The organism is Zooshikella ganghwensis DSM 15267, from assembly GCF_000428585.1.
GTDB lineage: Bacteria > Pseudomonadota > Gammaproteobacteria > Pseudomonadales > Zooshikellaceae > Zooshikella > Zooshikella ganghwensis.
Genome location: NZ_AUAF01000136.1, coordinates 1 through 11,848, shown reverse-complemented (window position 1 = coordinate 11,848; position 11,848 = coordinate 1). Strand labels below are relative to the sequence as shown.

General features: G+C 39.0%; 11 protein-coding genes and 1 pseudogene. 9 read left to right on the top strand and 3 right to left on the bottom strand.

The window, feature by feature from the left end; all coding sequences use genetic code 11:
• The 5 genes from F607_RS0120740 to F607_RS0120720 form a co-directional block, all read left to right on the top strand.
• The coding region (locus F607_RS0120740; protein ID WP_027709615.1) for an ISAs1 family transposase at positions 1-269 on the top strand (269 nt) is incomplete at its 5' end.
• A gap of 493 nt (positions 270-762) precedes the next feature.
• Positions 763-897: a hypothetical protein gene (locus tag F607_RS35845; RefSeq protein WP_267910736.1), complete on the top strand. Its 135-nt coding sequence runs from the start codon at positions 763-765 to the stop codon at positions 895-897.
• 158 nt (positions 898-1,055) lie between these two features.
• Positions 1,056-2,402, top strand: a complete 1,347-nt coding sequence (locus tag F607_RS0120730) for a phosphatidylinositol-specific phospholipase C domain-containing protein (RefSeq protein ID WP_027709614.1) — start codon at positions 1,056-1,058, stop codon at positions 2,400-2,402.
• Positions 2,403-2,569: 167 nt separating this feature from the next.
• Entirely contained in the window at positions 2,570-3,127 is a 558-nt protein-coding gene (locus tag F607_RS0120725) for a hypothetical protein (RefSeq protein ID WP_027709613.1), read from the top strand.
• A 185-nt stretch (positions 3,128-3,312) separates the two neighbouring features.
• Entirely contained in the window at positions 3,313-4,107 is a 795-nt protein-coding gene (locus F607_RS0120720) for a methyltransferase domain-containing protein (RefSeq protein WP_084611356.1), read from the top strand.
• A gap of 71 nt (positions 4,108-4,178) precedes the next feature.
• Here F607_RS0120720 and F607_RS0120715 read toward each other — a convergent pair whose 3' ends face one another.
• Entirely contained in the window at positions 4,179-5,879 is a 1,701-nt protein-coding gene (locus tag F607_RS0120715) for a DUF885 family protein (RefSeq protein WP_051311690.1), read from the bottom strand.
• A gap of 286 nt (positions 5,880-6,165) precedes the next feature.
• Here F607_RS0120715 and F607_RS0120710 point away from each other — a divergent pair, with 286 nt between their 5' ends.
• Complete coding sequence (locus F607_RS0120710; RefSeq protein WP_051311691.1) at positions 6,166-7,314, top strand: BaiN/RdsA family NAD(P)/FAD-dependent oxidoreductase; 1,149 nt, start codon at positions 6,166-6,168, stop codon at positions 7,312-7,314.
• A gap of 161 nt (positions 7,315-7,475) precedes the next feature.
• Here the strand turns inward: F607_RS0120710 and F607_RS30830 are convergent, their stop codons facing one another.
• Together F607_RS30830 and F607_RS0120700 are read right to left on the bottom strand one after the other, a co-directional pair.
• A complete protein-coding gene (locus F607_RS30830) occupies positions 7,476-8,759 on the bottom strand; it encodes an OprD family porin (RefSeq protein WP_051311689.1) in 1,284 nt (427 codons plus the stop codon).
• 380 nt (positions 8,760-9,139) lie between these two features.
• Positions 9,140-10,039 (bottom strand): LysR family transcriptional regulator, encoded by a 900-nt coding sequence (locus tag F607_RS0120700; protein WP_027709609.1) that lies wholly within the window; start codon positions 10,037-10,039, stop codon positions 9,140-9,142.
• A 118-nt stretch (positions 10,040-10,157) separates the two neighbouring features.
• On the opposite strand from F607_RS0120700, the gene F607_RS0120695 reads away from it, so the two are divergent.
• From F607_RS0120695 to F607_RS30825, 3 genes and pseudogenes are all read left to right on the top strand, one after another.
• Positions 10,158-10,799: an NAD(P)-dependent oxidoreductase gene (locus F607_RS0120695; protein WP_027709608.1), complete on the top strand. Its 642-nt coding sequence runs from the start codon at positions 10,158-10,160 to the stop codon at positions 10,797-10,799.
• Between the two features lie 391 nt (positions 10,800-11,190).
• Positions 11,191-11,445 carry a hypothetical protein gene (locus F607_RS0120690; RefSeq protein ID WP_027709607.1) on the top strand — a complete coding sequence of 85 codons (255 nt, stop codon included), beginning with the start codon at positions 11,191-11,193 and terminating at the stop codon, positions 11,443-11,445.
• A 220-nt stretch (positions 11,446-11,665) separates the two neighbouring features.
• Positions 11,666-11,848 (top strand): annotated as a pseudogene (locus tag F607_RS30825) (IS4 family transposase); the annotation flags it as partial.

Sequence of the window (11,848 nt, the reverse complement as noted above, 5' to 3'; positions counted from 1 at the left end):
GCCAGTCATTGCCAGCAAAAGAGGTTAGTGAAATGATCCAACATCACTGGCAAATTGAAAACAGCTTGCACTGGAGTTTGGATGTTGCATTCAGAGAAGATGATAGTCGAATTCGTAAAGGACATTCAGCTGAAAATATGTCTAGAATTAGGCAGATAGCACTTAATATTCTTAAGCAAGATAATACTTATAAAATTGGAATAAAAAATAAGAGACTCTCTGCTGGTTGGGATCATGAATATTTAATGAAGCTAATTTGTTCGGTGTAAATTTATATGCGATTGCCCTGATACTATACCCAGAACGAAAGGTTTTTAAGAAGCCGTCAAGCGATGAAGCCCCTGGAGCTTTTATTAATAAGTGACTGGGGTGAAGAGCACTGACAACAAACCCTAAAAATGACTCGTGAAGGGTATATATTGAAACCAATACATAATTACTAGCCTCTACAACTTATACACTGTTAGTGTGTCAACAAGTGAGTCGTTGTGAAGCTCGTGTCAGGAACACGACAAGCTTAACTTGAAGCTCTCTAACCTGCCTATACGGCAGTAAACTAGACATTCTAAGAATGAATATGCTGCAGAAGAATACCAGACACACCTACTGTCATAAAGTTTCCAATAAGTCTTTATAATGACTCTTGGTTTCAAGTAATAACTAGCTTCAAAGTTAGTCTTGACTACCGCTCTGCTCCCTTGAAATGAGAATATGTAAAACTACCAGCCATTACGATCTTTCCTGCTTGATGGCAGATTGTTTATGAAGCCGATGCAGGGAGCATCGGTAGCGACAGAGGCCAAGGATGGCCTTCTGGCGCGGCGGAATAAATTATCTGACATCAAACATTATCACCATGATTTGAAAAAACTCCAAACACTCTTTGCTTTTTCTTGAGACATGCCTACTCGTTAAGTTAAAACTTAAATTCACTATATAATATAGCCTTCATTATAAGCCCATATATTTCAACAAGCAGCACACAAAGTACTTAACCAAAACCATACAAACAATTATCAAAATATAACAGCATCAAAATACAGAAGGGTCAAAATATGCAAAGTTTGTTTAACACTAGCCGCCGGCGTTCATACAACAAAATTTTTAATTTAATCCTATTTTCAAGCAAGACTATTTTTCCGCTTATTTGCCTTAACTACAGCATTGCTGCTACCTTACCACCCACAAAAAATATATTACCAAACATAAGTTACATAAACCTAAATACCATATCTACCATTAATAAAATAGAAGACGACTTTGATCAATTTAACACGTCAAAAGTTGGAAAGGTATTACGATTACAACAGCAGTTAAACCTCAATATACCACTGAGCAAAGCCAACTTCTGGGGTACACATAACAGTTACAATACTAAAGTCTGGAGATACCCTGCACCCAACCAAAAACACCATATTAATGAACAACTCAGAATGGGTGCCCAGTTTATTGAGCTCGATGTGCATTATATGCGTTTTTTTGCCTGGGAAAAGTACGATACTTATGTTTGTCATGGCACAGGACCTGATTTACACCTTGGTTGTGTTTTAGGCGCATTGCGCCTAGAAGATACGTTATTTCAAATAAAACAGTTTCTGGAAAACCTTGTTTATAAAAACCAAACGTTAATTTTATATTTAGAGGATAACGCCTATAAAGGTGGCCATAGTGACATATTCCATGAATTAAAAAATATTTTAGGTGAATATATATACCCTAGTGGAGGTTGCACATCAATCCCTGATACATTAACGCCTAAACAAATACTTGATGCTGGGAAGCGTATTATTATATGGAAAGATAATGATTGTGCTAAAGATAGTGATCTTAAATCAATAGTTTTTTCCAGTCTGGGCAATATTCATCGAAAATATGAGCAACGTGCAGGCTGTATTAATTGCACAAATTTTACCGCCCCACAAATTGCTCAAATGATTGAAGGATCTAACACTGGACAATCTCCCGCCAACATTATCGCCCTAGATCTTATTCATCCTGGTGCTGAGGATATACCTGCTTTATTATGGAGTTGGCACTACCCATCAGGTGAACCAAGAAATACCTCACCTGAATTAGACTGCGCAGTACAAACTAGCAATCCTAACCCATACTATCGAGGAGGTTCATGGAAAGCTATGAATTGTGACAAATATTATTATGCTGCCTGCCAAAATATCAATTCGGGAATTTGGGCTATAAGTTATGAAAAAACACCATTCTCTTCTGCTGAACGACTTTGCCAACACACCTTTGGTAAAGCTTACAATTTTAGTACGCCTAGCAACGCTCAAGAAAACTTAAAACTAACAGAAATGAGAAAACACAATGAAAATATTTGGATCAATATCTCTGACTCTGCCCAAGAAGGAAATTGGATTGTCCCGCACGAGGGTGAATATTAAAATCGTAATAGTCAATAGTGTCCTTTTCAGGTAAACTCATGCCATGGTTAAACTCGCTTTATAAGCATATTGGCAGGCACTATCTGCTTTGAGTTTATCCTACTCATTGCACTAGCAGTATATACAGTGCTAGAAGGAATATAATATAAAAATCAGGATGATATTAAATGAAAAAAACACTTTATACAGCAATTTTTACAGCAATTTCCCCCTTTGTTCTTGCTGACACTCACGCTATTACCCTTGGTGACCCAGAACCTGCAATGACTGACGCTTCATTTGAAGTCAGTTCAAACATGTATCATGAAAACAATGTAGCGGACCGGATCACTATTGCATCTGACCGAATTACTGTATTTGCCTCGAAGTCAACGCGAGGCAGAACCGTGGGTATTCCTCAAAGTAAAATTGATGAGTTTTGCGGTGACATCGATGGATGCCAGTTACGTATGGCAATGTATAATTGGGATGGTCAAGGCAGAACAGCTTCAAGATCCAATCTATTTTTCTTTAATAAAACAAATCGGGCCTGGCGTGCAGAAAATGGTGATAAACAAGGCACTGATTTTAACGGATCAACTCAGCATATAATGCAATCATGGGCATGTTACTTCACTGATGGAAATTACAGTAACTGGAAAGACCGCAGTGATACTTCCGTAGGGTTTAGTCTGTTGTCTTGGAACCAATACAATGCTGACTGTCGTTTGACAATAATTGACTAAACAAACTTATATACCTTTGAAAAATTCAAAAAGAGGTTACACATGTAGCCTCTTTTTTTAACCTCTTCAACACGCCCTTCACTAACCATTTTTATGCGCGTTAACTATAGTACTTACCTAACGGGCCAGCTTCATATATCCAACATAATCAGTATAATACCAAAATAAATGGCATATTTTAGGAGCTGTGTATTTTAGTTAGTTTTTCAGATGTTGCAACAGTTTATCAACGCCTAGGTATTAATCAGCATTCAGCGGGCGTTCAGCTTGTTAATTTCTATCGTTGGAAAGGCACTGAGTCAGTTATTGACCTTGGATGTGGTAATGGACAGCTTACTGCACTCATCTCAGAAAAAACAGCAGAAAAGGTTATTGGTATAGACCGCTCAACCGAAATGGTTAAAGTTGCTTCATCTAATTATCCTCATATACACTTTTCCTGTGCAGACCTTGAACAGTTACACCCTGACGCTTTCAATAAATATGATGTCGCATTTATGAACTCAGTGATGCACTGGTTCCAAAAACCACAAGAAACACTGAAAAAAATAAAATATTTACTTAACCCTAATGGTCACCTATTAGTACAAACACCATTAAAATCATGGTGCCCTCAACTAGAAACAATAATACAGCAAGTCTTTAACTGTAAGGAATTTATTCCCTTTGCTGAAGCTTATAATAATACCTGGTTTCATCTCACTTCAGATCAAGCCTATCAGCATTTTTTTCAAAAATTTGGGTTCAAAGTTACAAAAAGCCAAGTAGTTACTACAACAACACACGTTTCAGGTAATGAACAAATATGGGATGCGTTTATGTCTGGTCCTGCACAAGCTTTCTTTGCACAAAACAACTACTCATGTCAGTTACCCAAGGACTATGAACATCACTTCAAAAAACAATTTAGCCGTATTACTGAACAAAACCAGATTGATCAATTGAATTACAATCGACTGATGATGAGTCTATTTTTATAATACTGATACTCATAGCGAATACCCCCTTCACTATGAGTAATGTGCTTATTTTCTTTACATTTAAAAAAGAATCATATCCACTCTTGGTGTTTAAACACTTTTTCCATCACAGATACTGGCATATTCCCTACACTCAAGAACGCTTGATGGAAAGCCTGGTCGATTTGTAGTGATGAGTCCAAGTGTTGGTGCTTTTTGGTAAACGCACTTTTTAGTGACCAAACCAGCTTGTTTCCTGTCAGATAGCTTAATGGATAGCCTCGTTCCATTGAATACCAATTGAGTTCCCCTTGCACTCGGCCACTGGTAAACCCAGTTACTTTTTGTAATAGCTCGCCTGCCAAAATAAAAGCATCATCACCCTGATAGTTCAGAGGAATACCCACATCTAAATATTTTTTATCTCCAGTCATAAAAAATAAATCAATCGCCACTCGAGCACCAATACGACAAATATCGTGTTTAGCAATAAAACGCGCTTCGTCAGTCAGCTCCCCCATATATCCCACATCCAGCATATAGTCCTCTAGCATGGTTGTCCAACCTTCGGCTTGATCACCTGTGAACATAATGCGTCGCATTTTTCGAGGGTGTTTGGTACTGGTTGCTAACTGTAAATGATGACCGGGAATGCCTTCATGAATCATCATGACAGGAATACCAAGTAGCGTGTGTTCATCCAGCAAATCATCCCGTAGGGTAAGGTGAATCAAACTGGTACGGGTGCCCTCACGAAGGGGTAACGGTGAACGCATTGCACCTGCAGGAATAACAGGCTCCAAAAACTTAGGTGTTTGTTCTATCTGCATTCTCTGATCAGAAAAAACCGGAAACAAGTTTCGCTCATTAATAAACTTGATTATTTTCGAATTTTCATCTCTGTAAAAATCAATAATTTTACTGATTGGCTGCCCTTGCAACTTAACTTGAAAACGTTCATTTAAATAAGCGTGTAATTTTTCCGCTGTGGTATCATCTGGTAATTTATATTTACGTTTTAATATTTCCGTCAAAGACGCAATTTGCTGCCTGGTATCTGATAAAAAGTTTGCCGCAATTTTATGCAGTTCCTCAAAAGAGAGATTAATACCCCTATTTTTAACTACTTGCACAGCATCATTCATTGATAACGCTAACTGATCTGTCGTTTCTAAGGCTGCAAGTTTATTTTTATAACCCACTAACGCCTCTGCAGCAGTTTGAATATTCTGTTGTAACTGACTTAAACCAGCATACTCATTTTCTACGGCCCATGCTTCAATTGCAGAGAGTAATGTCGGCAGTGACTCAACCATATCTAAATCAACTTGTCGCCAACGCGTAACAGGTTTCGTTAGGCGCTGTACCATAGCATCAAGAAATTCAGGCACATGAGACAATCGGGCATTGATATTATCCAAGCGCTCAGCAGGTGTTCGCGGATCATCCACAAACAAGGTGAAAATCCCGTCACAAATATCTGCACCCGCTGTTGGCTTTTGAACAAACTCAACGTCACCATTAATTTGTCGTTCATAACTGTGAATACAGCTTTTCAACGTCAGCTCTGCAAGTTCCAGATCTACGCATTGTTCAAAATCATTCGTCTTTGTTTTAATTTCCTTAAGTTTGTTTAATAATTCATTAGCCTTTTTCACCCTGGCAATACCATATTGGCGTGAAGGATCAGGTAACTCATTCAACTTATACGCTAAGCCAAGACCTAACGCCTGATTAGGATCATCGGCTAAAAAGTCAATTAAGGCATTTTCAAACTGCTCAAAGGTATCCATCAGGTTATCTCGCTTGTTTATTTATATATACCCTTCGTTATGAACATATATTACACTACTTACCTATTTTCCTTAAACCACCTATACAGACAACTCATCTTCAGACAACTCACCTGATCAGTGCTTTATATTCCACAGAGGTCCTATTAACCCTTGGCCTGAAACCTTCATACGCATACAATATGTTGCTTAGATTAGGTTTTTCTGTTTAAAGGTCATCACTGTGGTAGAAAGCATTAAGAAAGTTGTAGACGTAGTAGTCATTGGTGCAGGCGCTGCAGGCTTAATGTGTGCTATCACTGCCGGTTATCGTGGAAGAAAGGTGTTAGTGCTGGATCATGCCAATAAGCCGGGTAAAAAAATACTGATGTCAGGTGGCGGTCGTTGCAACTTTACCCACTTGCATTCCACCCCCGCAAACTATTTATCCGCCAATCCACCTTTTTGTATTTCAGCCTTAAAACGCTATACACCACATCACTTTACTGAGTGGGTAGAGCGCCATGGTATTGAATACTTTGAAAAAACACCTGGCCAACTATTTTGTTCAGAGAGCAGCAAAGCCATTCTCGACATGTTATTAACTGAGTGCGAATGGGCAGGTGCTGGTATACGCCTTAAATGCAACATTGAAACTATTCAAGGAATTCCATCTCCGCAGTCCCCTTTCTCAGGCTTTATGATCTGTACTTCAATAGGCACAATTCAATGTGAATCACTGGTAATTGCCACAGGAGGCTTATCCATTCCGCCAATGGGGTCTTCCCCCTTTGGCTATAAAGTCGCAGAACAATTTGGCTTAAATGTACTCCCCACACGAGCAGGTTTAGCGCCTTTTACCCTGCAGCCAGACGATCTTGCACGACTTGCAACCTTATCGGGCGTAAGCTGTCCTGTTGAGGTCAAACTCAACGGTCACGCATTTAAAGAGCCAATGCTATTTACCCATCGGGGTTTGAGTGGCCCAGCTATGTTGCAAATTTCCAGCTTTTGGCAGCCAGGACAAAACCTGCATATTGACTCTCTACCTGATACTGATGTTTTGGCAGAAATGAAGGACTGGCGTCAGCAGTCACCCAATAAGCGTATCGAAACCTACCTTACTACAAAACTGCCTAAACGACTGGCTCAAACATTTGTTGAATGGCATCAATGGAATCACACCTTTCAGCAGTGTAGCAACCAGCGTCTGAATGAAATATCTCAAGCCCTAAAGGATTGGAGCATTAAACCTAATGGCACTGAAGGCTACCGTACCGCAGAAGTCACCTTAGGCGGCGTTGATACTCACAGTCTCTCGTCAAAAACCATGGCCGTAAAAGATATACCCAACCTCTTTTTTATTGGTGAAGTGGTTGATGTTACCGGTCATTTAGGTGGACATAATTTTCAGTGGGCGTGGGCATCAGGGTTTGCTGCAGGAAATGAGGCTTGATTAAAATACAACAGGCGTTCACTTAATAATGATTTTGGTAGAACAAAAAGCTGGAGTTGCAATGGTTTAATAAGTTTATAAAACAAGTTGTAGCTCTATCACAAACATTGAATTGCATAAAACATGAGTCGTTTACAACAGAGCTACACTCTCTACGTTAATTATAAAAGATCAAAACTATGATTAACAATTAATCTGATTTCATCCCGGTCTTGATCATCGTAGCTGGTTCTGAGTGATGCCATTCTAAGCTTGAATTGTAAGCCTTTTAGCGAACCACTTTGCAGGGTATAACGTGCTTCGATATCTCTCTCTGACTCTTCTCCTCGTTTAGATTCACCACTAATACCCAATGCGGCTTGCGAGATACTGGAGTCTAAATCAATGTTATCTCCTTTAATATAGCGCGTCATAAAACTTAGTCCTGGGAGACCCACACCACTAAAATCATAATCAAACCGCACTTGCCAGCTACGCTCATCTTCATGATTAAAGTCATAAAGCTGAGCTGAATTAGCAAGGAAAATCGAATCAGAGTCAGCAATATAATCGTACATCGAATCACCGGTAATGATTTGATAGGCGACAGTAATGCCTGCTCCACCTTTACTTAGTTTAACACTTGCGCTACTGGCCTTATTATCTCGATCAGTGTAGTCAGGATCAGTTGGGTTACCGTCATTGATGGTGCGATAGTGAACCAAATCCATGCTTAACGCGACATCATCTGCTAAAGAAAATTGCTGATTATAGTTGTAATAAAACTGTTTCCAGATGTCATTGTATTTTGAGGCATGAAAACTAATACTCGCGCTATCGCTTAAACTATAATCAAAACCCACAAAGCTAAAGCTATCTGAATCTCCATTAAAACCATATTCTGTTGTTTTAAAAGACTCAAAATTGCTGCTGGCTTTATTCTTAACTTCAGTAAATCGCCCGCCACTGATTGTTAAATCATTTACATCAGTCGATTGAATACTGATACCTTTAAAAGACTGCGGTTGAGCACGTGAATCACCATAATAAAAAAGTGGTGATGTAGTGAGCTGGCGTCCCCACTTTATTTCAGTATTTGCATATTTTGCTTTAAGCAGAGCGACGCCAAGAGAAGCATAACTGTTCGCATTACCATCATCATCCGTCACTAACAAACCTGTTCCTGAAGTTCCCTTACCAGAATCCAGCTTAGTGGTAGTAAAAACGGATGCATCAACACCGAATACATCAGCCCAATAGCCCGATTTATAGTTAACAAAGAATGATTGCGCCCATTCTTCCCGATAACTTTGCCCTTCGTCGTTATGGCGAAAATCACGGTTAAAATAATAATTACGTAGTTGTAAGTTTAACGTTGAATCTTCAATAAATGTATCAGCAGTTACTCCAGTTATCGTAAATAACTGTGTTACACAGAGTGTTGTGCAGAATAGACATTTGTTCAACTCAGATACTCCAGATATCTATTATAGATTTCAGCTTCTTGGCGATTGCTTTAATACTTCTGTTTTTTATGGGGATAATAATACGCCGTGAATCCTTCTCTTGCACAAACAGTTTAACGTATATTATTCAGCCATTGTTTGCCATTGGCGCAGATCGAAATACCACAGAAGTTCGTTGACTAATCTAATGCTTGTTGAGCATAAGGATATAGCCAATACAAAGGGTGACATACAATACTCGCAGTATATCAGCTTTCCTTACTCACGTTAAATGCTTTAGAGACACAACAATTTTTATAAGAATAAAGTGTGATCACCTTAAGAACTTCGCTAAAAAAAGCCCCTATCACTATTTTTATAGATGCCGATAAGTGTTTAGCTTACCTCTTATTTTTCAGCTTAATATCATCTTTCCACTTGTCTGCAATATAGTCAATCAAGTGACGTACTACTGGCATCTGATAACTGCGGGATAAATAAACAGCCCATAGATAGCTACTGGGTATATGATAATCTAACATCAATGGAATAAGTTGATTTGATTGGCAGTATGGGTTAGCCAAATCACAGGTTAAACGAACAATACCCCGACCACGAACGGCTGAGCTAACAAGCAGGCTGAGATCATTCGCTTGAATATTACCATTCACCGGAACTGAATAGCTTTTATTATCTTTAACAAAATCCCAATGCTGTTTCCCCAAGTGAATTAAACAATTATGCTGACTAAGTTCATTTGGGTGAGCAGGAATACCATGCTGTTGTAGATAAGCCGGAGCAGCACAAATCACTGTGTCAATAGACATCAACCGCCGTGCAATAAGATTCTCGGCGGGTTGCACTGTAAAACGTAATGCGATATCTACCCTTTCATCCACTAATAATGAAAGGTGGTCAGATAATAATAAATCGACACTGACAGCAGGATGAATGTGGGTGAATTCTTCAACAACATTAAGCAGCAAACAATGTGCTAAACCAATTGGAGTGGCAATTCGAATTGATCCCGATAATGACTCTGTCAACGTTTGTGCCTTCATTTCCATTTCTGTCATTTCACTTAAAATTCGCTCACAATGCAACAAAGCATCTTCACCTGCCGAAGTCAGGCTGACTCTCCGTGTTGTACGATGTAATAAGCGTTGATTTAGCCATGATTCTACTTCCTTCACATGCCTGGACACTTGTAATCGACTTAACGCCAACTGGTTAGCAGCCTGAGTGAAGCTACCTGTTTTAGCCACTTCAACAAAGCTACGTATTGCTATTAATCGGTCCATTTCAGCTTATTAGCAACCTATTTAGATACAATATGTATCATATTAGATTATTTGTTACCTAAATAGTATCTATTAAACTGCAGTCATTCTTAACCAAGTTTCGCCAAGGAGAAACACTATGAAAGTTGCAGTATTAGGTGCATCAGGTTGGGTGGGGAGCCACATCGTAAAAGAAGCCAAACAACGAGGCCATGAAGTTGTTGCCCTGGTCCGCGACCCAAGCAAAACCAACTTCAGAGATGTTGAGGTTCATCCACTCAATGTCACTAGCCTTGATGATAATAGCCTGAAAAAGGCCTTAAATGGGGTAAACGTCTTGATTTCTGCTATTGGCGGAAGAGCTGCAGGTAATAATGAAATAGTGGCAAGTACCGCAGTAAAATTACTGACAACATTGCCAAAAATTGGTGTTGAACGTCTCCTTTGGGTTGGTGGTGCAGGTAGTTTGGAAGTAGCACCTGGTACGCCCCTCGTCAGCACACCAAATTTTCCTGATGCGTATAAGGCAGAAGCAATCGCACAAAGTGAGGCTTTAGATGTTTTCCGTAATAGTGCCAGTTCTTTAAATTGGACATTTATCAGCCCAGCAGCCGAGTTATTTCCTGGCGATAAAGAAGCACCTTATCGCATTGGAGGTGATGCACTTTTGGTCGACACACAAGGTAATAGTCGTATTTCTGTCAGTGACTACGCGGTAGCTATGATTGGTGAGCTTGAAGCAGGTAAATACCCCCGTCAACGAATAAGTGTCGCCTACTAATTAAGGACAGCATAACGTCCTTTAAAAAAGCTATAAATCCTTTGTTATAGGTATATTCATTTGGAAAAACGACGCAAAAGCAAAAATAACAGACACCATTAAGAAAATAGTTATTTTGTTTTTTTAAAAGCACCTAGGGCCTGTTAACAGGCCCTAATAAAAGACTATTAAATGTTTAAACCATAAGAATGAATAAAAAAACGTAAGGAGGTGTTATTTTGATAATCGCTCGACTCTTTAAGTATAAAAAAGAAACAATAAGCTAATACTCAGTTACAGAACGCAACAGAATAAGTCTATCACACTGTAAAATATGAGAATTAGCAATACGCACTGATTTACCGCGACTCGTAAAATACCTACTCTAGTGCTTGATGATCTAGGGATGTGTATGCTATTTGCTCAATACTACGTTGATGGTAAACAACATGAAGTCATTCAAAAAGGTTTTCCTAAAAGGAATGCCTTAAAATACCGTTATTTTTATAATGAAAAAGAATGTCGTGATTATATTCAAGATGTTCTAAAAAAATCTTGGTATGCCAAAGAAAGTTTATTAAAACTCCCATTATTGAGCCATTGCGATTCTCAAGAATCACTTGAAAACACCTTTGTTAAACTGGTCATGAAAAAAAACTTGAGGTAACCCTTGATTGTCCTATCGAGATGCCTGCCATGGTCAGACCACGATATGTACAAAAAGATATTGTGCTACCTAAGCCACCCCCCGTCCCCGAACCCAAAGGCGAAAACCTATGTACAGGACAAAAAGCTGAATAAATAAGAAAAATCAATTAGTTAGAAGTGAATTGATCCCTCATTGGTATTACAATTCAGGCTGCGAAACCATGAAGAATTGTAAAACAATGAAAGAGATCAATTCACTCACCAAAGAGCTTAAAGGGGTTTTTGGTTGGCATCAAGCCCGAGTCACCTTGCTAGCCCAATTTATTCTAGCACTGGTAAAGGTTCGTTCAGTCAATCTCACACGTATAGCCCAAGTGTTTTATGGTACGACCTTACCGGCATCGAATTATAAGCGTCTTCAG

Bases quoted from the DNA above. Each gene is read 5' to 3' on its own strand.
- F607_RS35845 (WP_267910736.1), top strand. From the start codon at position 763: ATGAAGCCGATGCAGGGAGCATCGGTAGCGACAGAGGCCAAGGATGGC.
- F607_RS0120730 (WP_027709614.1), top strand. From the start codon at position 1,056: ATGCAAAGTTTGTTTAACACTAGCCGCCGGCGTTCATACAACAAAATT.
- F607_RS0120725 (WP_027709613.1), top strand. From the start codon at position 2,570: ATGAAAAAAACACTTTATACAGCAATTTTTACAGCAATTTCCCCCTTT.
- F607_RS0120715 (WP_051311690.1), bottom strand. From the start codon at position 5,879: ATGGATACCTTTGAGCAGTTTGAAAATGCCTTAATTGACTTTTTAGCC.
- F607_RS0120710 (WP_051311691.1), top strand. From the start codon at position 6,166: ATGTGTGCTATCACTGCCGGTTATCGTGGAAGAAAGGTGTTAGTGCTG.
- F607_RS0120700 (WP_027709609.1), bottom strand. From the start codon at position 10,039: ATGGACCGATTAATAGCAATACGTAGCTTTGTTGAAGTGGCTAAAACA.
- F607_RS0120695 (WP_027709608.1), top strand. From the start codon at position 10,158: ATGAAAGTTGCAGTATTAGGTGCATCAGGTTGGGTGGGGAGCCACATC.
- F607_RS0120690 (WP_027709607.1), top strand. From the start codon at position 11,191: ATGCTATTTGCTCAATACTACGTTGATGGTAAACAACATGAAGTCATT.